22 protein-coding genes, 1 pseudogene and 1 riboswitch are annotated in these 24917 nt (G+C 71.2%); of the genes and pseudogenes, 10 read left to right on the top strand and 13 right to left on the bottom strand.

What is annotated here, in order from left to right; genetic code table 11:
- Positions 1-52 precede the first annotated feature (52 nt).
- The 4 genes from IEZ08_RS17220 to IEZ08_RS17205 form a co-directional block, all read right to left on the bottom strand.
- Positions 53-1237, bottom strand: coding sequence for a lipid-transfer protein (locus IEZ08_RS17220; RefSeq protein ID WP_068927774.1), 1185 nt, complete (start codon positions 1235-1237; stop codon positions 53-55).
- The gene (locus tag IEZ08_RS17215) at positions 1234-1737 is read right to left on the bottom strand and encodes a Zn-ribbon domain-containing OB-fold protein (RefSeq protein WP_189242471.1); all 504 of its coding nucleotides are present in this window, start codon (positions 1735-1737) and stop codon (positions 1234-1236) included. Before IEZ08_RS17215 ends, IEZ08_RS17220 begins: the two co-directional genes overlap by 4 nt.
- Before the next feature lie 117 nt (positions 1738-1854).
- Positions 1855-3102, bottom strand: coding sequence for a S8 family peptidase (locus IEZ08_RS17210; RefSeq protein ID WP_176728627.1), 1248 nt, complete (start codon positions 3100-3102; stop codon positions 1855-1857).
- Positions 3103-3236: 134 nt separating this feature from the next.
- The gene (locus IEZ08_RS17205) at positions 3237-4043 is read right to left on the bottom strand and encodes an SAM hydrolase/SAM-dependent halogenase family protein (protein WP_068927769.1); all 807 of its coding nucleotides are present in this window, start codon (positions 4041-4043) and stop codon (positions 3237-3239) included.
- Positions 4044-4161: 118 nt separating this feature from the next.
- Here IEZ08_RS17205 and IEZ08_RS17200 point away from each other — a divergent pair, with 118 nt between their 5' ends.
- The 3 genes from IEZ08_RS17200 (at position 4162) to IEZ08_RS17190 (ending at position 6061) form a co-directional block, all read left to right on the top strand.
- On the top strand, positions 4162-4464 hold the full coding sequence (locus IEZ08_RS17200; RefSeq protein WP_068927767.1) for a DUF3263 domain-containing protein: 303 nt from the start codon (positions 4162-4164) through the stop codon (positions 4462-4464).
- A 51-nt stretch (positions 4465-4515) separates the two neighbouring features.
- On the top strand, positions 4516-5316 hold the full coding sequence (otsB, locus tag IEZ08_RS17195) for a trehalose-phosphatase (RefSeq protein ID WP_189242470.1): 801 nt from the start codon (positions 4516-4518) through the stop codon (positions 5314-5316).
- A 94-nt stretch (positions 5317-5410) separates the two neighbouring features.
- Positions 5411-6061, top strand: coding sequence for a hypothetical protein (locus IEZ08_RS17190; RefSeq protein ID WP_189242469.1), 651 nt, complete (start codon positions 5411-5413; stop codon positions 6059-6061).
- A 73-nt stretch (positions 6062-6134) separates the two neighbouring features.
- Here the strand turns inward: IEZ08_RS17190 and IEZ08_RS17185 are convergent, their stop codons facing one another.
- The 3 genes from IEZ08_RS17185 to IEZ08_RS39605 are packed head-to-tail and all read right to left on the bottom strand — an operon-like array spanning position 6135 to position 8683.
- Positions 6135-6833 (bottom strand): hypothetical protein, encoded by a 699-nt coding sequence (locus IEZ08_RS17185; protein WP_068927759.1) that lies wholly within the window; start codon positions 6831-6833, stop codon positions 6135-6137.
- Positions 6834-6842: 9 nt separating this feature from the next.
- Complete coding sequence (locus IEZ08_RS17180; RefSeq protein WP_068927757.1) at positions 6843-7067, bottom strand: NADPH-dependent FMN reductase; 225 nt, start codon at positions 7065-7067, stop codon at positions 6843-6845.
- Complete coding sequence (locus IEZ08_RS39605; protein ID WP_229803202.1) at positions 7064-8683, bottom strand: alcohol dehydrogenase catalytic domain-containing protein; 1620 nt, start codon at positions 8681-8683, stop codon at positions 7064-7066. Before IEZ08_RS39605 ends, IEZ08_RS17180 begins: the two co-directional genes overlap by 4 nt.
- An 89-nt stretch (positions 8684-8772) precedes the next feature.
- Here IEZ08_RS39605 and IEZ08_RS17170 point away from each other — a divergent pair.
- Positions 8773-9684: pseudogene (locus IEZ08_RS17170) on the top strand (AraC family transcriptional regulator); the annotation flags it as partial.
- Positions 9685-9735: 51 nt separating this feature from the next.
- Here the strand turns inward: IEZ08_RS17170 and IEZ08_RS17165 are convergent.
- Positions 9736-10896: an MFS transporter gene (locus IEZ08_RS17165; protein WP_068927753.1), complete on the bottom strand. Its 1161-nt coding sequence runs from the start codon at positions 10894-10896 to the stop codon at positions 9736-9738.
- Positions 10897-11001: 105 nt separating this feature from the next.
- Positions 11002-12426, bottom strand: a complete 1425-nt coding sequence (locus IEZ08_RS17160) for an alpha,alpha-trehalose-phosphate synthase (UDP-forming) (protein ID WP_068927751.1) — start codon at positions 12424-12426, stop codon at positions 11002-11004.
- Between the two features lie 100 nt (positions 12427-12526).
- Between IEZ08_RS17160 and IEZ08_RS17155 the strand changes: the two genes are divergently transcribed.
- From IEZ08_RS17155 to groL, 5 genes are all read left to right on the top strand, one after another.
- A complete protein-coding gene (locus IEZ08_RS17155) occupies positions 12527-13084 on the top strand; it encodes an RNA polymerase sigma factor (RefSeq protein WP_068927749.1) in 558 nt (185 codons plus the stop codon).
- 234 nt (positions 13085-13318) lie between these two features.
- Positions 13319-13459: riboswitch (SAM riboswitch) on the top strand.
- Between the two features lie 14 nt (positions 13460-13473).
- Positions 13474-14760, top strand: a complete 1287-nt coding sequence (gene thrC / locus IEZ08_RS17150) for a threonine synthase (RefSeq protein ID WP_068927747.1) — start codon at positions 13474-13476, stop codon at positions 14758-14760.
- A gap of 23 nt (positions 14761-14783) precedes the next feature.
- A complete protein-coding gene (locus IEZ08_RS17145) occupies positions 14784-15059 on the top strand; it encodes a MoaD/ThiS family protein (protein ID WP_068927745.1) in 276 nt (91 codons plus the stop codon).
- Between the two features lie 348 nt (positions 15060-15407).
- Positions 15408-15608: a cold-shock protein gene (locus tag IEZ08_RS17140; RefSeq protein WP_068927743.1), complete on the top strand. Its 201-nt coding sequence runs from the start codon at positions 15408-15410 to the stop codon at positions 15606-15608.
- A 505-nt stretch (positions 15609-16113) separates the two neighbouring features.
- A complete protein-coding gene (gene groL / locus IEZ08_RS17135; RefSeq protein WP_068927741.1) occupies positions 16114-17742 on the top strand; it encodes a chaperonin GroEL in 1629 nt (542 codons plus the stop codon).
- A 117-nt stretch (positions 17743-17859) separates the two neighbouring features.
- On the opposite strand, the gene IEZ08_RS17130 is transcribed toward groL, so the two are convergent.
- Positions 17860-19965 (bottom strand): HelD family protein, encoded by a 2106-nt coding sequence (locus tag IEZ08_RS17130; protein ID WP_189242468.1) that lies wholly within the window; start codon positions 19963-19965, stop codon positions 17860-17862.
- A gap of 161 nt (positions 19966-20126) precedes the next feature.
- Here IEZ08_RS17130 and IEZ08_RS17125 point away from each other — a divergent pair, with 161 nt between their 5' ends.
- Positions 20127-20408 (top strand): hypothetical protein, encoded by a 282-nt coding sequence (locus IEZ08_RS17125; protein WP_068927737.1) that lies wholly within the window; start codon positions 20127-20129, stop codon positions 20406-20408.
- 296 nt (positions 20409-20704) lie between these two features.
- Here the strand turns inward: IEZ08_RS17125 and IEZ08_RS17120 are convergent, their stop codons facing one another.
- From IEZ08_RS17120 to IEZ08_RS17110, 3 genes are all read right to left on the bottom strand, one after another.
- On the bottom strand, positions 20705-22351 hold the full coding sequence (locus IEZ08_RS17120) for a DNA repair helicase XPB (RefSeq protein WP_068927735.1): 1647 nt from the start codon (positions 22349-22351) through the stop codon (positions 20705-20707).
- 220 nt (positions 22352-22571) lie between these two features.
- A complete protein-coding gene (locus IEZ08_RS17115) occupies positions 22572-23156 on the bottom strand; it encodes a hypothetical protein (RefSeq protein ID WP_189242467.1) in 585 nt (194 codons plus the stop codon).
- A 46-nt stretch (positions 23157-23202) separates the two neighbouring features.
- Positions 23203-24780, bottom strand: coding sequence for an AMP-binding protein (locus IEZ08_RS17110; RefSeq protein ID WP_189242466.1), 1578 nt, complete (start codon positions 24778-24780; stop codon positions 23203-23205).
- Positions 24781-24917 lie beyond the last annotated feature (137 nt).

Below are 24917 nucleotides of genomic sequence, written 5' to 3'. Positions count from 1 at the left end.
TTGGCGCCTAGCAGTATGGGCCCCTCGCCCGCGGACGCGACACGCAGGCGCGTCAGGTAATGGCGATGATGGCCGATCCATGACCGAACAGGCCCTGGTTCGCGGCCAGGCCAGCCCGTGCGTTGACCACCTGACGGGTTCCCGCCGTACCGCGCAGCTGCCGGGTCAGCTCGCACACCTGCGCGATCGCCTGCGCCGGGATGGCCTCCCCGAAGGAGGCGAGCCCGCCGGAGGGGTTCACCGGGACCCTGCCGCCGAGCGCGGTGTCCCCGGCGCGCAGGAGCTTGGCGGCCTCGCCCGGCGGAGCCAGCCCGATGTCCTCGACCCAGTCCAGTTCCAGCGCGGTGGACAGGTCGTAGACCTCGGCGAACGACAGGTCCGCCGGACCGAGCCCGGCCTCCTCGTAGGCGGCGTGGGCGATGGAGGCGCGGAAGGCCCGCTCCGGGGGAGGCGCGGCCGCGGTCGAGTCGGTGGCGAAGCAGGGCAGTTCGAGGACGGTGTTGGGGAAGGTCGGGGTGACCGTGGAGACGGCCGCGATCCGCACGGCCGTGCTCAGGCCGCGGCGGCGGGCGTACTCCTCCGAGACGAGGACCACCGCGGCGCCTCCGTCGGAGGTGGCGCAGATGTCCATCAGCCGCAGGGGGTCGGCCACCATCGGGGAGGCGAGCACCTCCTCGGCGGTCACGGTCCTGCGGTAGCGGGCGTTCTCGTTCAGGGAGCCGGCCAGCGCGTTCTTGACCTTGACCGCGGCGAAGTCCTGCGAGGTGTCGCCGTACAGCGCCATGCGCCTGCGCGCGTAGAGCGCGAAGTACGCCGGGTTGGTGGCGCCGAGCAGCCGGAACCTGAGCCAGTCCGGGTCGTCTGGGCGGTCGCCGCCCACCGGCCGGAAGAAGCCCTTGGGCGTGGAGTCGGCTCCGACGACCAGCGCGACGTCGCAGAGGCCGGCGAGGATGCGGGTGCGGGCGATGTCGAGGGCCTGCGCGCCCGATGCGCAGGCCGCGTAGCAGGAGGCGATCCGCGCGCCGGTCCAGCCGAGCGCCTGGGCGAAGGTGGCGCCCGCGATGAATCCCGGGTAGCCGTTCCTGATCGTGTCGGCGCCCACCGCGAACTGGACGTCGGTCCACTCCAGGCCCGCGTCGCGGAGCGCCGCGCGGGCGGCGGCCACGCCGTACTCGGCGAAGGGCCGCCCCCACTTCCCCCACGGGTGCATCCCCGTGCCCGCGATGACGACGCTCATGTCGTGCCTCCCGTGCCTCCCGTGCCTCCCGTGCCTCCCGTGCCTCCCGTGCCTCCCGTGCTCGCCGGGGCGCCCGCGCCCGTCTGCCCGGGACCGCGCGGCCTGCCCCACATCCACACCAGCGGGCCGTCCGCGAGCGGGCCCGCGGTCAGCTCCAGTTCCATGCCGACGTGCAGGTCGTCCACGGTCAGGTCCTTGACCTGGCCGAGCACGACGATGCCCTCCTCGGCGAGTTCGACCGCGGCCAGGGTCACCGGCGTGTACGGCTCCGCCGCGACGAACGGCGCGGGGGGCGGGTAGCGGGCGTCGGTGTAGGACCACACGGTGCCGCGCCGGGAGAGCCGGGCCGGTACGAGCTCCTCACCCGGGCAGCGGGGGTTGGGGCAGAACCCCGTCCGGGGCGGGAAGCAGACCGTCCGGCACTCGGCGCAGCGGGTGCCGATCAGGTGGACGGTGTCGTCGTCGACGGTGAACCAGCCGTCGATCGCGGGGGTGTCCATGGAGCCAATATGACACAAGCGCTTGCTAGGTTGCATCCCCCGGGCGCTCTCCGTGGGCGAGGGGGGCGGGGCGGCAGGAGCCCTCGGGGCACAGGGACGGCCGGGCGGCGGGTGCTCTCAGGGGTAGGGACGGCGGCCGAGCAGCAGGCGGATCGCCAGCACGATGACGAGAAGGGACAGGGCGCCGCAGACGATCCGGCGGAGACCGTGCCCCATGCCGGTTCCGGCCGACGCCCCGCCGCCGTCGCGCCCACCGTCCCGGCCGACGGCGTCCCGGCCGGGCTCCCCTCCCGGCTCCCCGCCCGTCGCCTCGCCCGTCGCCCCGCCTGTTTCCCGGTCTGCTCCCGGCGCCCGGAGCCACTGCCGCCGCAGCTGCGCGGCCCGCTCCAGCGCCCGGGAGGCGTTGACCACGCCGTGGCCGTAGGCGGGGTTGTGGCCCTCCGCGGGACGGTGGGTCGTGCCGTACTCGATGGCGTGGCGGATCTGCTCGGGGCTCAGCTCGGGGTACTCCGCCCTGATCAGCGCGGCGATCCCGGCGACCAGCGCGGCGGCCGAGCTGGTGCCGTTCCCCACGGTGTAGGAGCCGGGTCCGTCGGCGGCGACGATCTCCACGCCGGGCGCGACCACCGAGAGGTGGTCCTGGCGGTTGGAGAACGGCGCCACGCGCATCGCCTGGTCCACCGCGCCCACCGAGATCACGCCGGGGTAGGCCGCGGGGAAGTGCCTCCGGTTGAGGCCCGCGCCGTCATTGCCCGAGGAGGCCACCAGGACCGCGCCCCGGTCGAGGGCGTACCGCACCGCCTGCTGCTCGGCCGCCGACCCCTGCCACGACCGGCCGCCGCCGCCCAGCGACATGCTGATCACCTTGGCCCCGCGGTCCACGGCGTAGCGGATGCCCCGGGCCAGGGCGCCCTTCCCCCGCTCGCGGTGCTGGCGGCGCCGGGGGTCGTCGTGTTCGAGCGCGACCCGGACGGACAGGATCGTCGCGGACGGAGCGATCCCCGTCACCCCGCGGGAGCGGCCGTCGCCGCGCCCGCGTCCGGCGATGACGCTGGCCATGGCCGTACCGTGATGTCCCCACCAGGACCGCCGGTGCGCCGTGCCCGTCAGGTCGGGGCCGCTGACCACCGCGCCCGCCAGGTCGGGGTGGCGCGCGTCGACCCCCGTGTCCAGGACGGCGACGATCACACCCTCACCGCGGGTCGTCCGCCACGCCTCCGGCACGTCCAGGGGGTCCAGCGCCCACTGCCGGGCCCGCCGCTCCGAGGGGGCGGGGGGTTCGTCGGGACCGCGGACGGAAGGCCAGGAGAAAGCGGTCAGGGTGGCGGCGGTTAGGGCCGCGCCGAGCGCACGCGTGGGGAACACGGTGACCTCGTGTCGGAGAGGGGAGGGCACGTCAGATGGGGATTCTGACACGCACCTCCCCGCTCAATCCGATGCTTTCAGTAAACAGGCCGATACGGGCGGTTAGTCTGTTTAGTCGTGAAAGGTGGAAACCCCTACGGAGCCATGGAGAGCCGCACGTGAGCCCCCGGCGGGAGACCGAGCCGCTGCGACGCGTCGCCGGAGTTGATGGCCAGGGCGATCAGCCCGGCCGAGTCGGTGAAGGCGACCACCTCTCCCGGGGGTACGGACGCGAACGTCTCGCGGAACGGCACCGAGAGCTGCCGCCTGCCGAGCCGTACCGCCAGCGTGGTCCCCGGCCGGGCTCCCAGGGTGGCCAGGTCGCCCGCGCTGATCGACAGCTGGGCGTTGCCGTAGTGGTCCACCGAGAGCACCTCGCCCTCCACCGCCCCGTCCCGTACCAGGGAGGTCGGCGCGGGGAAGGCGGCCAGCCGATCCAGCGGGACCTGCGGGCCCACCCCCGCCAGGTCGTGGCCGACCGCCAGCCGGGCGGCCACCGGGGCGAAGACGTCGCGGCCCAGGAACGTCAGCGAGACCGGTTTGAGGAAGAGGTCCTCATTGGTCAGCTCGTAGGCCGCCCGGGCCCCGCCGACCGCCTGCACGGCCCAGGACAGCACCCCGTTGTCCGGGCCCAGGAACACGTGGTCCCCGGCCTCGATCGCCACCCCCCGGCGCGCGCCGCCCACGCCGGGATCGATCACGGCGACGTGCACGCCCGCGGGAAGGTAGCGGATGGTCTGTGCCAGGATCGCCGCGCCGCGCCGCACGTCGCCGGAGGGGACCAGGTGGCACACGTCGATGATCCGCGTCTGGGGGGCGATCCGGGCGATCACGCCGTGGCAGGCGGCGACGTAGCCGTCCTCCAGCCCGTAGTCAGTGAGGAGGGTGATGACAGAGGTCACATTTGGTGACTGTACGTCTCCACATCGGCCATGAACAGCCGGAAATTCCCGACTATCCTGGCTTCGGGCCGCGTGCGCGCGGTGGGATCACCCCGCGCCCGACCGAGGAGGACCGCCCATGGACACTGCGCCGATTCCCGGTGACAGTGCTGCCCAGAAACCGACCCCGAAGGCCCTGACGGACAGGGAGAGGGAGCTGCTCGCCTTCGAGCGCCAGTGGTGGCGCTACGCGGGCGCCAAGGAACAGGCCATCCGTGAGGCCTTCGACATCTCCGCCACTCGTTACTACCAGCTGCTCAGTGAACTCATCGACAGGCCGGAAGCGCTCGCGCACGATCCGATGCTGGTCAAACGCCTGCGCCGGCTCCGCGACAACCGCAGGCGCGACCGCGCCGCGCGGCGGCTCGGCCTACGTCCCTGATCCCCGGGTATGGCCGCGGGAAGGACATCAGCACAGAACGGGCCATGACGCATGACCAAGGGACTGGAGAAGATCCTCACCGACGGGCTGAAGGCGATCCTCGCCGATCCCGCCGGAGCGGTGATCGGAGTCGACTTCGACGGCACGCTCGCCCCGATCGTGCCCGACCCCGAGTCGGCCAGGATCCATCCGGCCGGTCCCGGGGTGCTGGCCAGGCTCGGTGACCTGGTCGGCTCCCTGGTGGTCATCACCGGGCGCCCCGCCGCCACGGCCGTCGAGTACGGCTCTCTGGACCGGGTACCGGGGCTGGTCGTCCTCGGTCACTATGGCCTCGAACGCTGGGAGGCGGGCAGGCTGACGACCCCGCCCGTCCATCCGGGCCTGGCGTACGTCCGGGCCGAGCTGCCCCGGCTGATCGCCGGGCTCGACGGGGTCAGGATCGAGGACAAGGACCGGTCCGTCGCCGTGCACACGCGGCAGGCCCCCGAACCGCAGGCCGCGATCGACGCGCTGCGCGCGCCGATCGGCGTGCTGGCGGCCGAGACCGGACTGGCGGTCGAGCCGGGCAAGTTCGTGCTGGAGCTGCGGCCCCCCGGGGTCGACAAGGGCGGCACGCTGACCGCCTTCCTCCGTGAACGCTCGGCCCGCTCGGTGCTGTTCGCCGGGGACGACCTGGGAGACGTGGCGGCGTTCGCCGCCGTACGGGCCTCAGGGCTGCCCGGGGTCACGGTGTTCAGCGGCTCGGCGGAGGTCGGCGCGGAGCTGGGCGCGGAGGCCGACATCGTGGTGGACGGCCCCGCCGGGGTGATCGAGCTCCTCGATTCCATCGCCGACGCCCTCACGGGCCCCTAAGGCCCCGCGCGCACGGGCTCTCCCACCTGCCGCGGAAGTCCCCTACAACCCGGCATCAAGCAGACGGCAAGCGGGCACCGATAGCTTCTCCCGCATGAGAAAGCGTTCCATCGTCATCGCCGCGCTCGCCGGCTCCGCCCTCCTCGGCACCCCCGCGATCGCCTCCGCCTCCACGGCCGCTGAGGTTTCCGCGCCCGCCGGGGTCTCCGCGCCCGCCGGGGTCTCCGCGCCCGCCGAGGTCTCCGCGACCTCCACGGCGGGGGTGAAGACCGTGTCCTTCCGCGGGATGAGCCTGAAGGTCCCGTCCGGCTGGCAGGTGCACCGCGATGGCGACTGGATGCTGGTGCAGACCGGCGGGTGCGAGACGCCGGCCTACTTCGCCGCGAAGTGCCAGGGGTTCTGGATCCTCGGGCCGAAGGCGATCAAGTACGGTGACGAGGGCTTCGACCCCTACCGGGGCGATCAGCCGTTCTACCCGGCCAGCGACGTGCAGGCGTGCCCCTTCAACGGCAAGCACGGCCAGGTCATCGGCAAGCCCACCGCGCTCGGCCTGCGCCAGGTCGGCCGCGGGCACAGGGCCAAGTACGTCTCCTGGTTCGGGCGGTGCGTGAAGCACGGCAACGGCGAGCAGACGGCCACCTTCGACCAGCGCGAGTGGTTCCTGCCCACGTCGAGGATCCTCGTGGTGGACGTGTGGAACACCCGTGGCCTGGCGGACATCCTGAAGAAGGCCACCTGGCGCTAGGAGCTGCCCGGGGTCCGGATCATGTGGTTGAGGTGAGGAACTTCAGCCACATGGCCGAACCCCGAACGGCTTCCTAGCCGACGAGGCCGACCAGGGCGCCGGTGGCGGCGATGGCGGCGGCCAGGGGATAGGCCCACCACCTGGGCGCCGGTCCCTGCGACAGCACCTTGATGCCGAGCGGGACGAGGGCGAGGCACAATCCGGCCGCAGCGACGATCGACATCACGCCGCTGCCCTTGAGCACCCCGAGAGGCATGGCCGTCATCAACGCCAGCCCCGACGACTGCACCCGTCCAAGCACGCCCGCGCGCCATGCACCGACCGCGAGGACGATCCAGCCCACCATCGTGGCCAGGTTGATCGTCTGGAAGACATGAAAGGAGCCGTACTGCCCGCTGACCGCCTGCTGCGCCGTCCCCAACCCCTGTACGTCCACCAGTTGGGAAGCCAGGTGGCTGACGCCGGCGTGGAAAGTGCGGGCGAACAGGCCTGCCAGGGCGAGGGCCAGGCCCCATCGGGCCAGGCGCGGGTGGGTGGCGTCGATCCTTCCGGCCACACCCAGGACAGCGGGGGCGAGCAGTACGACCCCGGCGGCGAAGCAACTGTAGGCGGCCGTCATCTGTGCGGGGCTGTCGGCGAAGGCGGCGAGTTGTCCGGGGAAGAACGCGTCGTGGCCGAGCTTCAGCAGGACGCCGATCATCACCAGCGTCGGCCCCAGGACCAACCCGGTGCCTTCGATCCATTTGCCGGGGAAACCCTCGTTCGTCTTCATGACCACGATTCAATCGGCGCAGGTCGGAGCGCGCATTGGCGGCCGGGCGAGGGTTGGGGGTAGCCCTGGCACTACCTCCGGTTCGTCGAGGTGGGGCAGGCCGTAGTCCTTCAGGTCGACCAGCTCGTAGTGCGCGTCGCCGCGCCTGACCGCGTGGTCGTGTACCCAGCGGGCGACGGCCTCGCCGTTGCGTCCCGGTCGCGTGCTGCGGACGATGATGCCAATCCTGATCATTTCTCCACCTTTAGCGTGATTTTTCCGCGGATAAGACCGCGCTCGGCGGCGCGGTGCAGGTCTGCCAGGGACTCCAGCGGGCGAGTGTCCACCTTGACGCCCACCACGCCCTCGTCGATCAGCGCGACGAGCTCGGCCAGCTGACCCGGGTCGTTTCGGGCCACGAACCGGACGGCGCGCGGATGCTCGATCGGCTGGGTGATCGAGACGAATTCCTCGGCCAGTTCCGTCACCGAGGCAGGAACGTCGGCCACCAGGTTGATCAGTACGTCGTTGCCGCCCGGCAGGGGGGCGACGGTGTAGTCGACGATCTCGTCGGCGCCCAGTGCCCGTACGGCGGCGGTGCTGCGTGGGCCGGCGGTCGCCACCACGTGCGCGCCCGCATGCTTGGCCAGTTGCACGGCGAACAGACCGACGCCGCCACCGGCTCCGTTGATCAGCACCCGGCTGCCACGACCGATGCGGGAATGGTCGAAGACCGCCTGCCACGCGGTGAGCCCGGCCACCGGCACGGCGGCCGCGTCCGTCAGCGGGATCCGCTGCGGTGCCCGGGCCAGCATGCTCGCCTCTGCGACCGCGTACTCGGCCGCCGCCCCGTCGATGAACCCGATCACTCGATCGCCGGGGGCGAGGTCACCCGCCCCGGTGACCACGGTGCCCGCGACGTCCCAGCCGAGCGTGTGCGGCAACGTGACGCCGAGCACGTCCTGCAGCAGGCCCATCCGCAGGCCGACCTCCGACGGGTTGAACGATGTGGCGGCCACTCTGATGAGCACCTCGCCCGGCCCGGGCTTCGGCACCGGCACCTCGTCCAGCGAGATCACCGAGGCGTCGCCGTACTCGTGGATGCGGGCGGCCCGCATGGTGCCGAGGAAATCTGCGGCGTGCTCGCTCGCCCACGTCTCGAACGTGTGCGCGGGCGCTCCGGTGATCTCCTCCACGGTCCCGGTGGCCGGTCCCGGCTCGGTGAGACCGCGCAGCATCCCGTCCACGGCCGGCGCGGGCCATCCCAGTCCGAGCAGCCGTAGCCTGGCCTCCTGTGGAGGCTCCTCCTCCCAGCGCACCGGCCGGCCGATCGCGGCGCCGATCGCCCGTGCCTGCTCCCGCCGGGTCAGCGGCCGGGGTCCGGTCAGCGTGTGGACCGCGCCGTGATGCCCTTCGCCGAGCAGCGCGCGTACCGCGACGGCTGCGACATCCCGCTCGTGAACGGGGGAGGAGACCGCGTCGCCGTACGGCTGCCGCACGACGCCCGCGCGGACCTGCTCGGCCCACCGCAGGGTGTTGGCCGCGAACGCGTGCGGGCGCAGCACCGTCCACTCGCGGGCGGTCCCGGCGATCAGGCGCTCGATCTCGACCTCGTGCGGGCGGGCGGCGGCCGAGGACAGGTAGACCACCCGCCGCGCCCCGATCAGCTCCAGCACCTCGCGGGCGCCCTCGGCCGAGGCGAACGGCCACAGCAGGAACACCGCGTCGACGCCGCCGAGAGCCGCCTCCAGCGCGACCGGGTCGGTCAGCTCCCTCGTCACCGTGCGAACGTCGACGCCCGCGTCTTGAAGTCGGTTCACCAGTGGACGGCCGATCGTGCCGGTCGCCCCGCTGACCAGGACTCTTGTCATGCCGTCAACCGTATGAGCCTGGAGCGAGGCATCCAATGCGTCTCTGTCTGTGATTCATACGTGATCGTCTCCTGCTTTAGACTCACGGTATGGATGTGCTCAGTGACGTGGTCGCCACGATGCGCACGGGCACACCGCGGTCGGCGCGTGTCGAGTGGTCGGCGCCCTGGGGGCAGCGGTTCCCGTCGGCGCCCGGCTCGGCGGGCTTCCAGGTGGTGCTGCAGGGCTCGTGCTGGGTGGTTCCACCGGAAGGCGAGCCGATCCCGGTCGGGACGGGCGACGTGCTGTTCTTCCCCCACGGACACGGCTACACGCTGGCCGACTCGCCCACCAGTCCCGTCGCGGAGCCCGACTGTGACCCCCATGCCCCCGCAGAGCTGTTCGCCTCAGCCTCCATGGAGGGCACCGGCCCCGTCACCGTGACGCTCTGCGGCGGCTACCGACTCGACTCCAGCCGGGCGCATCCGCTGCTCAGCGGGCTGCCCGAGATGGTCCATCTGCCCGCCAGGCTGGGGCGCAGCACCGAGTTGCGCGCCGCCGTCGAACTGCTCGGCAAGGAGATCGAGGACCCGCGGCCAGGCGCGGACATGGTGGTGCCGGCGCTACTGGACATGCTGCTGCTGTACATCCTGCGTGCCTGGCTCGACGTCTCGACGGAGCACTGCAAGGTCGACAGCTGGGCCGCCGCGCTGGCCGATCCGGCCATCAACGCCGCACTCGACGGCATCCACCGCGACCCTTCCCACCCGTGGACGGTCGAGTCGCTCGGCCGCCGTGCAGGACTGTCCCGCGCGGCGTTCTCCCGCCGGTTCACCCGGTTCGTCGGGCAGCCGCCGCTGACCTATCTGACCTGGTGGCGGCTGGGGACGGCGGCGCGCATGCTGCGCGACTCCGACGCCGCCCTGAGCGAAATCGCCGGCGCCGTCGGCTACGGCTCGGAGTTCGCCTTCGCCAATGCCTTCAAGCGCGAGTACGGCATGGCCCCCGGCAGATACCGCCGCCTGGGCTGTCCGTCTTCAGGCCGAACGGCGGCAGGCGCGGCTCCCGGTCCGCTACCGGCGGCTCGCCAGCACCCCGCCGACGGCCAGGCCGATCAGGACGGGGACCATGAGGAAGGCCTGGTGGGTGCCGTATCCGTCGGCCAGCGCGCCCAGCAGGAACGGGCCGAGCCCGACCGCGACGCCCGAGAAGACCGAGGCCACGGCTGAGGCCCGGTCCGGCCGCCCGCCGGAGGCGGCCAGCACGCGGGCGAGCGCCAGCGGGAAGTGCATGGAGACCCCGAGTCCGGACAGGACGAGGCCGAGGTAGGACAGGACCGGGTTCGTGCTGATCCAGAAGATCAGCCAGCCCGCGCCGGTGAGCGCGAGCGCGCCCACGAGCAGCGACGCCGGGGGCAGCCGGAGGGCCAGCCGCGCCCCGCCCCACCGCCCGGCCGCCATCCCGGCGGTGAAGGCGGTCAGCGCGGTCGCCGCCAGCTCGACCGAGAGCTCCGTCCGGTCGGAGACCAGCTTCGCCGCCCACAGGTTGAAGCAGAACTCCATCGCGACGCAGCACAGCAGCACCACGCCCGCCAGGTAGAACCGCCCGCTGAACCGGCCGCCGGTCTCCGGGGCGTCGGGGAGGGCGCCCGTGTCCTCCCGCGCGGGGATCCAGACGCGGCCCATGGTCACCGCGAGCAGGATGGCCGCGATCGGGTTCAGCAGCAGCGCGACCCGCCAGCCGAGCGCGCTCTGCGCGGCGAAGCTGACCGCGAACGGCACCGCGATGCCCACGGTCACGCAGACCGCGTTGGCCTCGCTGATCGCCGAGGGACCCGCCGGGCCGTGGTGGTCGCTGAGCACCGCCATGCCCGCGTAGAGGGTGATCGATCCCATGCCGCTGGCGACGCCGTACCCCAGGAGGGTGACCGGGAGGGCCTCGCCGACGGCCACCAGCAGCATGCCCGCGCTCATTCCCGCGAGCCCGGTCCAGGTGACGGCCCGGCGGCCGATCCGCCGGGTCATCCAGGGGAGCGCGAGCCCGGTCAGGATGGCGCCGGCCGCCATCGAGGTTCCGTGCAGGCCGGCGACGGCCTGGCTGACCCCCTGGTCGAGGCGGAGCATCGGCAGGACCGCGCTGAGGCCGTACAGGTAGGTGGCGAAGACGCCCAGCTGCAGGTAGATGAGCCAGGTGGCGCGATCACGGGTCAGGCGGACGGACGTGATCGTGGTCACTGAGGCTCCCCCGAGCGGATGAAAGTTGAAATGTCCACGAAAACTATCTCACCCGGGATAGTCCACCCGCAGACGCCTGTTCCCGGACCGCCCGCCCCGGGGCGGTCACTTGAGGGCGGCGAGCTGCTCGGAGAACCAGCGGTGCGGAGGGAGCGCGGCGGCCGCGGCGGCCAGCCGGGAGCCCCGCCGCACCCGCTCCTCCTCGGGCATGGTCAACGCGCGGTGCAGCGCGTCGGCCGTGGCCGAGACGTCGTAGGGGTTGACCAGCAGGGCGTGCTCACCCAGCTCGGCCGCCGCCCCCGCCTCGCGGGAGAGCACCAGGACGCTGCCCGGGGAGAGGATGGGCCCCTCCTTCGCCACCAGGTTCATCCCGTCGCGGATCGGGTTGACCAGCAGCACGTCCGCCAGCCGGTAGGCGGCCAGGGAGCGCGGGTAGTCGTCGTTCACGTTGAGGATCAGCGGATCCCAGTCCTCGGTGGCGTACCTGTCCTCGATCTCCTCGGCGCACCGCTGCACCGCCGCCGTGTACTCGCGGTACTCGGGCAGGTCGTGCCGGGACGGGTAGGCGAAGGCCAGGTGCACGACGCGGCCGTGCCACTCGGGGTGGGTGTCGAGGAACTCCCGGTAGGCCCTCAGGCCCCGGACGATGTTCTTGGACAGCTCGGTCCGGTCGATCCTGACGATCAGCTTCCGGTCGCCGACCTGGTCGCGCAGGGCCGTCATGTTGGACTCGACGTCGGGTTCCCGCGCCCGGGCCCAGAGCGCCTCGCCGTCCACCCCCAGCCCGTGCACGCCGATCCGGGTGCTCCGGCCGCAGTGGAGGACGGTACGGCCCATGCGGTCCACCTCGGCGCCCAGGAGTCTCTCGCAGCAGTCCATGAACGCCCCGGCCCAGCGCGCGGTCAGGAACCCCGCGTGGTCGGCGCCCAGGACGCCCTCCAGGACCTCGGCCGCGACGCCGTCGGGGAGCAGGGCGAAGTACTCCGGAGGGGCCCACGGAGTGTGCGAGAAGTGGGAGATGCGCAGGTCGGGCCGCTCGACCCGGAGCATGGCCGGGGTGAGGGTCAGGTGGTAGTCCTGCACCATCACCTGGGCCCCGTGCGCGGCCTCCTCCGCCAGCGCCAGCGCGAACGCCGCGTTGTAGGACTGGTAGGACTCCCACTCCCGGCGGAAGCGGGCGCCGAAGCTGGGGGTGTTCGGCGTGTCGTAGAGCAGGTGGTTGACGAACCAGAGAGTGGAGTTGGCCACGGCGTTGTAGGCCCGGTGGAAGGTGGCCTGCGGGATGTCGAGCATCCGCAGGGCGCCGGTGTCGTAGCCCGCGTGGTCCAGGCGGCCGCCGGGCGCCTGCCGTACCGCGGTCCGGTCGCCGTCGGACAGCGCCGCGCAGACCCACAGGACGTCCAGGTCCCTGGCCACCTCCGACAGGCCGGACACCAGCCCGCCGCCGCCCCGGCGCATGGACAACGAGCCGTCCTCGGACGTGGTGAATGAGAAAGGGCCGCGGTTGGAGGCCACCAGGATCGCGTTCATCGGTTCCCTCACCGGCAGGAGTGCTTGCCTCGAAGGTTAACCAACCATGACCTTCGACCGTAGGATGTGCAGCGACTGTGACCGCTGATGGGGGCCCGTGATGGCGCTTGACGAGACGACCGAGGAACTGGCCCGTACGGCCGCCGGGGGTGACCACCGAGCGCTCGGTGAGCTGCTCAAGCGGATCGAACCCGACGTGCTGCGGCACTGCGGGCGGATCCTGCCCTACCGGCAGGACGCCGAGGAGGCGAGCCAGGACACCCTGCTGGCGGTGGCCCGCAACATCGGCCGGTTCGAGGGGCGGGCGCGGTTCAGCACCTGGCTGCACATCGTGACCGCCAACTGCGCCCGGACCACCTACCGCTCGCTGAAGCGCCGGGCCGCCGAGCAGAGCTCCGACGAGCTGCCGCTGCAGAAGCCCGACGTCGCCCGGGTGAGCGTGATCGCGGGCTCCCGGCTGGACCTGCTCGACGCGATGGAGGCGCTGGAGGCCGACAAGCCGGAGCTGGCGCAGGCACTGGTGCTCCGGGACATCTGCCAGCTCGACTACAGCGAGGTGGCCGAGCAGCTCGGCATCCCCCTCGGCACCGCCAAGTCCCGCATCCACCAGGCGCGCAAATACGTCCAGGGAGTCCTGGGCGAGGCCTACAGCATCTGACCTCGCCCACCTCGCTGGCCCCGGTGGGCGGCCCCGCGGGTGCCGCCGCCGGGACTGGTGATCGTTCATCTGGCTTCATCCGGAGTTTATCCACACCCTGTGGGCGGCGGACGGCCGGTGGCGGTCGTCCAGTGGATAACACATCCTGTCTCGCTGAGTGAGACGAGTGGTCAAGGAGGCGTTCAGGCAAGGTAGAGTGCGTGTGACCTGGTCACCAGGACGACAACTGCATATTGCTCATCCAGAGGGGTGGAGGGACCGGCCCTGCGAAGCCCCGGCAACCCTCCCGGTTCAAGGCTCGTGATCTGACGAGGTCGGCCGGGACAGGTGCCAATTCCGGTCTGCGACCAAGGTGGCCGCAGACGAAGATGAGGGAAAGGCCTCGCTTCATGGCGCTCACAACCGCTGAAACCACTCTCGGCTCCGCCTCCGCCGGCTCGGCGGACCGCCGCTTCGGCCCCGCTGCCGCACTGTCCTGTCGCGAGTGCGGCGCTCGCTACGACCTCGGTCCGATCTTCGCCTGTATCGAGTGTTTCGGCCCTCTCGAAATCGCCTACGAGTTCTCCCGGGTCACCCGCGAGGAGATCGCCGCGGGACCGACCAACATCTGGCGTTACCGGTCCCTGCTCCCGGTCCCCGCGGACGTGGCCGCCAAGCCCAACATGGCCCCCGGCTGGACCAAGCTCGTCAAGGCCGACAACCTCGCCCGGGAGCTGGGCATCCGTTCCCTGCACGTGAAGGACGACTCCGGCAACCCCACGCACTCCTTCAAGGACCGCGTGGTGGCCATCGCCGTCGAGGCGGCCCGCAACTTCGGCTTCCACACCCTGTCCTGCTCCTCCACCGGCAACCTCGCGGGCGCGGTCACCGCCGCCGCCGCCCGCGCCGGCCTGGACGCCTGCGTGTTCATCCCCGCCGACCTGGAGCAGGCCAAGATCGTCATGGCCTCGGTGTACGGCGGACGCCTCGTCGGCATCGACGGCACCTACGACGACGTGAACCGCTTCTGCTCCGAGCTCATCGGCGACGAACTGGGCGACAGGTGGGGCTTCGTCAACGTCAACCTCCGTCCCTACTACGCCGAGGGCTCCAAGACCCTGGCCTACGAGATCGCCGAGCAGCTCGGCTGGCGGATCCCCGACCAGATCATCATCCCGGTGGCCTCCGGCTCCCAGCTGACGAAGATCGACAAGGGTTTCAAGGAGCTGATCGCCCTGGGGCTGGTCGAGGAGAGGCCCTACAAGATCTTCGCGGCCCAGGCCGAGGGGTGCTCCCCGGTCTCGGCGGCGTACAAGGCGGGCCACGACGTGATCCGCCCGGTCAAGCCCGACACGATCGCCAAGTCGCTGGCCATCGGCAACCCGGCCGACGGGCCCTACGTCCTGGACATCGCCCGGCGCACCGGCGGCGCCGTGGAGGACGTCACGGACACCGAGATCGTCGAGGCGATCCGGCTGCTGGCCCGGACGGAGGGCATCTTCGCGGAGACCGCGGGCGGCGTCACCGTCGGCGTGCTCCGCAAGCTGGTCGCGGAGGGCAGGCTCGACCCCGACGCCGAGACGGTGGTCCTCAACACCGGTGACGGCCTGAAGACCCTCGACGCGGTGGCCGACCAGGCGCGTCCCACCGCCGTCATCCGGCCGTCGCTGGACGCATTCCGTACGGCTTTCGCGTAAGAACTCCTGAAAGGTCGTTAATCATGAGCGTTTCTGTACGGATTCCGACGATTCTGCGCACATACACCAACGGCTCCGCCGAGGTGAGCGGTGAGGGGGCGACCCTCCGCGAGGTTCTGCAGAAGCTCGACGCGGATTTCCCCGGTATCGGTGCGCGCATTCTCGACGAGACGGGCAAGATCCGGCGTTTCGTCAACGTCTATGTCGGGGAAGAGGACGTCCGTTTCGCCGACAACCTGGACACCGCCACGCCGTCCGGCGTCCAGATCTCGATCATCCCGGCGGTCGCCGGAGGCTGATCCGCGCACCGGTCTCCCGGGCACCCATCGCCCCTCGCGTCCCCGCGACGCTTCCGGACACCCGCACCGGCCCTCCCGGCCGCGTGCGGGTGTCGCGTTTTGTGGCGGGAGGACGTATCTGGGGCGAGAGACATAATGCAAATTTTAACTAACTAATTGTGATAGCAAAACTATGTCCCGTATGAAACGCCGTCTAAAAGGAACGATTGTCAGATTGACTCTGTTGCCCCACGGCATCCCACAGGTATGGTCGAGGACGATCGACGTAGGCGGTGTCTCCGCCACGGAGATTGAGGGTCGCGCGAGAGGAATGGGCGTGGTTCTCAAGGCCAGTAAGAGGAGTCGCAAGTGGCGCAGGGCACCGTCAAGTGGTTCAACGCGGACAAGGGCTACGGCTTCATCGCGGTCGACGGTGGTAAGGATGTTTTTGTCCATTACTCCGCGATCATGATGGATGGTTACCGCTCCCTTGAGCAGGGCCAGCGAGTCGAGTTCGAGATCACCCAGGGACAGAAGGGCCCCCAGGCGGAGTCCGTCCGGGCCGTCTGAACCGGCGATTCCGTACCGGCTGAACCGGCGATTCCGCCAGGTCGCCGGAGGCCGCAGGTGCTCGGTGGTCCATGCGGCAGCGCAGTCTGCGTGGCTCACCACGCGTGGCGGTCCGCCGGGGCGGACACGCTGAAGTCCATGCCGATCCCGCGCCCGGCGTCCGGTGGATCCGAGGGAATTACCGGGATCCGAGGGAATTACCGGGATCCGAGGGGATCGCTGGGATCCGAGGGGAATCGTCCATGCCGGCCCGGCCCGCCGCCTCAGCGGGCGGGCCGGGCCGACGCGTCCGCGGCTTCGCTCTGGGCTGAGTGCAGGTCACTGTGGCCGGAGCTTGCACTCGGCAGGGTAGAGTGCTAAACAGTTCGTTGGCACTCTCTGTTCGAGAGTGCCAAACCTGGATCGAGGCGATGGGGCCCGCCGAACGGAGTCGCGGACCCATATGCCGTCGCGGGCGTCGGCTCGATCCGGTGCACGCCACCCTGTGTTTGGGAGGTCTAGCCGTATGGCAGCCAAGATGATCGCGTTTGACGAGGACGCCCGGCGCGGTCTCGAGCGCGGTATGAACCAGCTTGCGGACGCCGTCAAGGTGACCCTCGGCCCCAAGGGCCGTAACGTCGTCCTGGAGAAGAAGTGGGGCGCCCCCACCATCACCAACGACGGTGTCTCCATCGCCAAGGAGATCGAGCTCGAGGACCCGTGGGAGAAGATCGGGGCCGAGCTCGTCAAGGAAGTCGCCAAGAAGACTGACGACGTCGCCGGCGACGGCACCACCACCGCCACCGTGCTCGCGCAGGCTCTGGTCCGAGAGGGCCTCCGTAACGTCGCCGCCGGCGCCAACCCGATGTCCCTGAAGAAGGGCATCGAGGCCGCCGTCGAGCGCGTCTCCGAGGAGCTCTCCAAGCTGGCCAAGGACGTGGAGACGAAGGCGCAGATCGCCTCCACCGCTTCCATCTCCGCGGGCGACGCCCAGATCGGCGAGATGATCGCCGAGGCGATGGACAAGGTCGGCAAGGAAGGCGTCATCACCGTCGAGGAGAGCAACACCTTCGGCCTGGAGCTCGAGCTCACCGAGGGCATGCGCTTCGACAAGGGCCTCATCTCGATGTACTTCGTGACCGACCCGGAGCGCATGGAGGCCGTCCTCGACGACCCGTACATCCTGGTCGTCAACTCCAAGGTCTCCGCCAACAAGGACCTGCTCCCGGTCCTCGACAAGGTCGTGCAGGCCGGCAAGCCGCTGCTGATCATCGCCGAGGACGTCGAGGGCGAGGCCCTGGCCACCCTGGTCGTCAACAAGATCCGCGGCCTGTTCCGCTCGGTCGCCGTCAAGGCCCCGGGCTTCGGTGACCGCCGCAAGGCCATGCTGGGCGACATCGCCACGCTGACCGGCGCCCAGGTCGTCAGCGAGGACCTCGGCCTCAAGCTCGAGTCCACCACCCTGGACATGCTGGGCCGCGCCCGCCAGGTCATCGTCACCAAGGACGAGACCACCATCGTGGACGGCGCCGGTGACGCCGAGCAGATCGCCGGCCGGGTCAACCAGATCCGCGCCGAGATCGAGAACACCGACTCCGACTACGACCGCGAGAAGCTCCAGGAGCGCCTCGCCAAGCTGGCCGGCGGCGTCGCCGTCATCAAGGCCGGCGCGGCCACCGAGGTCGAGCTCAAGGAGCGCAAGCACCGCATCGAGGACGCCGTCCGCAACGCGAAGGCGGCCGTCGAGGAGGGCATCGTCCCCGGCGGTGGCGTGGCCCTGCTGCAGGCCAGCGCCAAGGCGTTCGACAAGCTCGAGCTGCAGGGCGACGAGGCCACCGGTGCCGCGATCGTCAAGAAGGCGCTCGAGGAGCCGCTGAAGCAGATCGCCGTCAACGCCGGCCTCGAGGGCGGCGTCGTGGTGGAGCGCGTGCGCAACCTCACCCCGGGTGAGGGCCTCAACGCCGCCACCGGCGAGTACGTCAACATGTTCGAGTCGGGCATCATCGACCCGGCCAAGGTGACCCGTTCCGCTCTGCAGAACGCGGCGTCCATCGCGGCGCTGTTCCTCACCACCGAGGCCGTCATCGCCGAGAAGCCCGAGAAGGCCGCGGCCCCGGCCGGCGGCATGCCGGGCGGCGGCGACATGGACTTCTAAGTCCATCGCCTGATCGAAGAGAAGGCCGGTCCCGTACGGGACCGGCCCTTTCTTCTTCTCCCCTCCGTCCCCGGCGATGAGGACGGCTTCGGGGAGCAGGACGTTTCCCGCCGCAGGTCAGGTCAGCTCGGCCGGGAGATCCTTCGCGTGCAGCACCGTCAGGGACGTGACCGCGCGGGTGAGCACCACGTACAGCCGGGCCAGGCCACGCGGTTCGGCCGCCACGATGTCGGCCGGTTCGACCACGATGACGTGGTCGTACTCCAGACCCTTGGCCAGGGTGGCCGGCACGATCAGGAGCCGGTGGTCCTCGGTCGAGTCGGGGGCCAGCACGCCGTGGTCGAGGTGGGACAACATCCCGGAGACGGCCGTGACCGAGGCGTCCGGGACGATGACGCCGATCGAACCCTCCCGGGCCAGCGCCTGCCCGGCGGCCTCGGCCAGGGACGAGGCCAGGTCGGGAGCGGGCCGTACGGACAACGAGCCCGCGCCGGGACGGAGGGAGCGGGGTGCGGCCAGGCCGGGGGCGACGGAGGGGAGCAGCCGGGCGGCGTAGTCGAGGACTTCGCGGGGCACGCGGAAGCCGAGCACCAGCTCGGTGACCGCGCCGTCGGCGAAGCCCAGGTGGCCGAGGACGTCGGTCCAGGACCGGGCCGACCAGGGGGTGGTGCCCTGGGCGATGTCGCCCAGGACGGTCGCCGAGCCGGTGCGGCAGCGCCGTCCCAGGGCGCGCAGCTGCATGGCCGACAGGTCCTGGGCCTCGTCCACGACCAGGTGGCCGAGGGACGGGGTGCGCTCGATCATGTCGGCGAGCTCGTCCATCAGCGCGCAGTCGGCCGCCGACCACTTCGCCGAGCGGAACGACTTGGCGGGCCTGTCCCAGAGCAGGGCGGCCTGCTCGTCGGCGGTGAGGTCGTTCTTCGCCGCCGCGGCGAGGAACGCGGCGTCGCTGAAGAGCCGGTACAGCACCTGCGCCGGGGTGAGCTTGGGCCAGACCTGGTCCACCAGCTGCTTGACCGGCTTGGAGCGGGCGACCGCGTCCTGGACCCGGTCGTCGGGGGACTCGCCGCGCTGCTCCATCCGGACGAGCACCTGGTGCGCCAGGCGCTGGGCGAGGGCCGCGCGGCCGGGGCCGTACCGGGTGGTGCCGCGCAGGGAGGCCACGATCTCGCGGACCTCGTAGTCGGCGACCCGGTAGCGGTTGGACCCCTTGGTGAACAGCAGGCCCTCGGCCGGCTTGACGATGTGCGCCCACAGAGCGCGTTCCAGCACCGGGACGATCTTCGCGTCGCCCTTGAGCGCGGAGACGGCGGGGTCCTCGGGCGCGGAGTGGTCGCCGAGGATGCCCGCGACCGTGGTCTGGTCGACCTTGATCTCGCCCAGTGCGGGGAGCACCGAGGAGATGTAGGACAGGAAGGCCCGGTTGGGGCCGACGATCATGACGCCGGAGCGGGCGAGCTTCTCCCGGTGGGTGAAGAGCAGATAGGCGGCCCGGTGCAGGCCGACGGCGGTCTTCCCGGTGCCGGGGGCGCCCTGCACGCACACCGTGCGGCCCAGCTCGGAGCGGACGATCTCGTCCTGGTCGGGCTGGATAGTCGCGACGATGTCGCGCATCGGACCGGAGCGGGGCCGCTCGATCTCCTCGGTGAGGATCTTCGACTGCTGGAGCGTCTGGCCCTGGTCGAGCTGCTCGTCCTCGAAGGCGGTCAGGTCACCGCCGTGGTAACCGAACCGGCGGCGGCGTGAGACGCCCATCGGGTCGGAAGGGCTGGCCTGGTAGAACGCGCGGGAGACGGGCGCGCGCCAGTCGATGACCAGGGGCCGGCTCCGGTCGTCGTGGACGTGCCTGCGCCCGACGTAGATGGTGCCGGGCAGGTCGTCGTCGGCCGACCGGTCGAGGCGGCCGAAGAAAAGCGGCGTGCCGGCGTGGTCGGCGAGCGCCGCCACCCGCTGGTCCAGCAGCGCCTGGAGGATCTGCTGGGAGACCCAGTCGCCGGCGGCGTCGGCGGACAGGGACTGGGCGTGCTCGCGCATCGCGCGCAGCGCGGCCCGGGAGACGGCCAGGTGCTCGCGTTCGGCGGCGAGGGTCGCGGCCGCGGGGTCTTCGGCGTCGGCGGGAGATGTGCCGGTGGGAGAGGTGTCGGCGGGAGATGTGCCGGTGGGAGAGGTGTCGGCGGGAGATGTGCCGGTGGTTATGTTCGGGGCCAGCTGATGTGCGGGCATGCGAGAGTGCCTCCCATTCGGTAAACGGAGGTGGTCGTCAGGCAGCGAATCGACCAGCTTACTGACGCCCCGCACCGCTCTCAAAAGGATTAACGCCCGCGTGGGTCATCGTTGCCGCGGGTATTCCGACGACCGTGCGGTTCTCCTTCGTGATACCGACCGTGGCCGATATCCTCCTCGGCCTGCTGTGGGGGTTGTCGGTCTTCGCGGGCTGGGGGACGAAGGCGTTCTGCTCGGACCTGGAATGCGCCGAGCGGATGGTCGGCGTCGCCATGCTGTCCGGCCTCTTCGCGCTGGTCGCGGCCTGCTGTACGGCGGTGGCCTGGTTGTCCCCGCAGGCCCGCGGAGATGAGGGGCGTTTCACGGCCCTGACCGGTGCCGCCGTGATCGCGTGGGTGGCCGCCGAGGGGACGTTGTTCGTCGGCGGGCTGATCGCCCGGTAGCTGATGGGTAACTCTCGGTCATTCTTCATGGAAGCCCGAAAAAGGTGGGCAAACCTGGTGAATTACTCAGATCATAGGGTATGCCGCCACTGGTCATCGTGACCTAGCGAGGGGGTGGTTGCTTTGTCGAAGACCCGCGGTCTCTCGTGGATCTGACTGAAGTGACGACCACGTGACGACGTGTTCGCCAGACGACTGCGGTCGGCGGCGGGCACGTCGTCCGCCTTCCCGCCCCGACCGCCGTCCGCGTTCCCGCCGAGGCCCGGGCCGGTCCCCGGCGGGCACCGCGGCCCGGGTCAGTCGCCGGCGAGCACGTCGTCCGCGTCGATGATCTGGTAGGCGTAGCCCTGCTCGGCCAGGAACCGCTGCCGGTGGGCGGCGAACTCCTGGTCCACGGTGTCCCTGCTCACCACGGAGTAGAACCGTGCCCCGCCCCCGCCGGACTTGGGACGCAGCACCCGGCCGAGCCGCTGGGCCTCCTCCTGCCGGGACCCGAAGGTGCCCGACACCTGGATGGCCACCGACGCCTCCGGCAGGTCGATGGAGAAGTTGGCGACCTTCGAGACGACCAGGACCCGGATCTCCTTGTCGCGGAAGGCCTGGAACAGCCGCTCGCGCTCCTTGACCTTGGTCTCCCCCTTGATCACCGGTGCGTCCAGATGCTCGCCCAGTTCGTCGAGCTGGTCGATGTACTGGCCGATGATCAGCACCTGCTCGTCCGGGTGCCGCCTGACCAGAGCCTCGGTGACGCGGGTCTTGGAGGGCGTGGTCGCGCAGAACCGGTAGCGCTCCTCGGCCTCGGCCATCGCGTAGGCGAGCCGCTCCTCGTCGCCGAGCGTCACCCGCACCTCGACGCAGTCGGCCGGGGCGATCCAGCCCTGGTTCTCCATCTCCTTCCACGGCGCGTCGTAACGCTTGGGACCGATCAGGGAGAAGACGTCGCCCTCCCGGCCGTCCTCACGCACCAGCGTCGCGGTCAGCCCGACCCGCCGCCGGGCCTGCAGGTCGGCGGTCATCCGGAAGATCGGCGCAGGCAGCAGGTGCACCTCGTCGTAGATGATCAGTCCCCAGTCGCGCGCGTCGAACAGCTCCAGGTGCTTGTAGACGCCCTGCCGCCGGGTCGTCATCACCTGGTAGGTGGCGATGGTGACCGGCCGGATCTCCTTCTTGCTCCCGGTGTACTCGCCGATCTCGTCCTCGGTCAGGGAGGTCCGCCGGAGCAGCTCCTGCTTCCACTGGTGGGCCGAGACCGTGTTCGTCACCAGGATCAGCGTGGTGGCGCGGGCGTGCGCCATCGCCGCCGCGCCCACGATGGTCTTGCCCGCCCCGCAGGGGAGCACGACCACGCCCGAGCCGCCGTGCCAGAACGCCTCGGCGGCCTCACGCTGGTAGGACCGGAGCTCCCAGCCGTCCTCGGCCAGGGTGATCGGATGGTGCTCGCCGTCGACGTAGCCGGCGAGGTCCTCGGCGGGCCAGCCCAGCTTGAGCAGGAGCTGCTTGATGTTGCCGCGCTCGCTCGGGTGCACCGCCACCCCGTCGTCGCCCAGCCGCTCGCCCAGCATGGGCTGGACCTTCTTCGAGCGCAGCACCTCCTCCAGCACGGCCCGGTCGGTGCTGGTCAGCACCAGCCCGTGCAGGGGGTGCTTCTCCAGCCGGAGTCTGCCGTACCGCGCCATGGTCTCGGCGATGTCCACCAGCAGCGCGTGCGGGACCGGGTAGCGGCTGAAGCCGATCAGCGCGTCGATCACCTGCTCCGCGTCGTGCCCGGCGGCACGCGCGTTCCACAGCGCCAGCGGGGTGATCCGGTAGGTGTGCACGTGCTCGGGCGCGCGCTCCAGCTCGGCGAACGGCGCGATCGCCTTGCGGCAGGCGTCGGCCTGCTCGTGGTCGACCTCAAGCAGCAGGGTCTTGTCGGACTGCACGATCAACGGGCCGTCGGCCACTGAATCTCCCCTCGGGCGTGTCTGGTGGATCCTCGCGGGGCGTCCGAGCGACCGGCCCGCCGTGCGGGGAGGGTCGCCGGGCACACCCGAGGTACGGCTACCGCATATCCAACAAGAGAACGCGGCCGGACAGTCCCCGATCCGGGCGGTTCATGGAAGCGGCCCGCGGATCCCCGCCGCCCGGGCGGCCGGACGGGCGAGAGGCCGCACCGGGCGTCCTTCAGCGGAAGGCGTCGTTGACGCCCGCCGCGATGAAGACGGCGGCGCCCAGGACGAGCAGCACCACGTTGGCGCCGATGCTGATCCAGGTCCATTTGAGCAGGTCCCTGGCCCGCGCGGTCTCATGGTCGACCTTGCTGAGCGCGACGCCCGACAGGATCGCCCCGGCGACGCCGCCGAGGCTGAGGAAACAGCTCAGCGCCAGGACGAGGCTGACGATCAGCGCGACGATCCCGTGGGTCCTGACCCCGTCGACGTTGTGGTAGTCCGGCGACCCGTAACCGTATCCCCGGCCGTAGCCGCCCTGCCCGTAACCCGCCTGACCGTAGGCGTCGTGGGACGGGCCGTAACCTCCGTAGGCGGCGGGGGAGGGCCTGCCGTACTCGGCCTGTCCATAGCCGGCCGGGGACTCGCCGTAACCCGTCGAGGGCCGGTCGTAGCCCGTCGCGGGCTGACCGTGACCCGGCTGCCCGTAGCCGGAGGGCTGCTGCCCGCCGTATCCGGAGGTCTGCCCGGGACCGGTGCTGTAAGGGCTCTTCCAGTCGCCCGGGTTCGTGCTGGGGCCTTCGGGGGTGCCACTGCTCACTGGAAAATCTCGTCTCGCCCGTGTGGAAGCGTGCACATAACAGATATCACGGCAGGGATGGACCGGTCCCGGGGTCGCCGAGGTCGCGGCGTTCGGTCAGGCGGGTGCGCAGGGCCTTGCGGTCGAGCTTGAGGACGCTGGTGACCGGGATCGAGTCGGTGAAGTGCAGCTCCCTGGGGTACTTCACCCGGCCGACCCGGGCCCGGGCCCACTCGATGAGCTCCTCGGCCGTGACCGTGGCCCCCGGGTGGAGCTGGACGAAGGCCACGACCTCCTCACCGTGGATCGGGTCGGGGCGGCCGACCACGCCGGACATCACCACATCCGGGTGCTCGTTCAGGGCGTCCTCGACGTCGCGGGGGAAGACGTTGAACCCGCCCCGGATGATCAGGTCCTTCTTCCGGTCCACGACGTGCAGGTATCCGTCGTCGTCCAGGCAGCCGATGTCACCGGTGTAGAGCTCGCCGCCCACCAGCGCCGTCGTGGACGGGGTGGGCGCCGTGTCCGGGGCGGCCGCTGCGGGGTCGCCGGTCCAGTACCCCGTCATCAGGGCCTCGCCGCGGACGCAGATCTCCCCCACGTCACCGATCTCCAGCTCCTCGCCGTCGTCGTCGCGGATCGTGATCGTGTAACCCGGGAGCGGCAGGCCGACGCTGCCGACCTTGCGCCTGCCCGGCGGGTTGAAGGTGGTGACCGCGCTGGTCTCGGTCAGGCCGTACCCCTCCAGGATCTGCGTGCCCGGCACCCGCCGCTCGAACTCCTCCAGCACCTCCCGGCCCAGGGGCGCCGCCCCGCAGGTCAGGTAGCGCAGCTCCGACAGGTCGAACTCCTCCAGCGGCTCGGCCAGCAACATCTGCAACATCGCCGGGACCACCGCGCCGTACTGCACGCGCTGCCCGGTGGCCAGGCTCAGGAACGCCTTGGGGTCGAACCAGCGCATGAGCACGGCCTGGGGCGGTTCGACGGCGTGCATGCCCGCGATCGTGATGATCAGCCCGTAGGCGTGGGAGAGCGGGACCGGCACGATCGCCCGGTCGACCCCGGGAAGGTGGGACATCTCCCAGGCGGCCTTCGAGACGTGCCAGAGACCGCCGTGGGTGAGCATGACGCCCTTGGCCCGGCCGGTGGTGCCGCCGGTGTACATGAGCGCGGCGAGGTCGGCGGAGTCCCGGGCCACCGCTCCCCGCTCCGTCGCCGCCTCTATCTCGGAGAACGGCGTCGTACCCGGCGGGGCGTCGCCCACCACGATCACCGGGGTCCGCTCGGAGGCGGCCCGTACGGTCTCCAGCAGCTCGGGGGAGGTGACCACCGCCGCGGCGCCGCTGTCGGCGAGGATGTGCCGCAGCTCCCCCGCCCCGACCAGGAACACCACCGGTGTGACCACGGCCCCGGCCGCCCAGAGCGCCTGGTAGACGATCGGCACCTCCGGGCAGGTGGCCATCATGACGATCACCCGGTCGCCCGGTTCGACGCCGAACGCGCTGAAACCGCCCGCTGCCCGCCGCGCCCGTTCGGCGAGCGTCAGCGCCCGGTGCCAGGTTCCCTCGTAGTACAGCGAGTCGAAGTCCCCGAACCGGCTCCAGGAGTCCTCCGCCAACCGGCCCAGCGTGTGCTCAGCGCCCATAAGGCCAACGTGATCCGGTACGGCCACGCCGTCAACCCCGCCCACCGGGTCCGGCCCCGTCCGGCGCGCGGGAACCGGGAGCCGGGGACCGGGGACGCGGGGAATCGGGGACGCGGGGGGGCCGGGGACGCGAGGCC

The sequence above is a fragment of the Planobispora rosea genome (assembly GCF_014648175.1).
Classification (GTDB): Bacteria; Actinomycetota; Actinomycetes; order Streptosporangiales; family Streptosporangiaceae; genus Planobispora; species Planobispora rosea.
The sequence above is the reverse complement of the archived record's forward strand: the minus strand, read 5'-3'. Positions and strand labels throughout refer to the sequence as shown.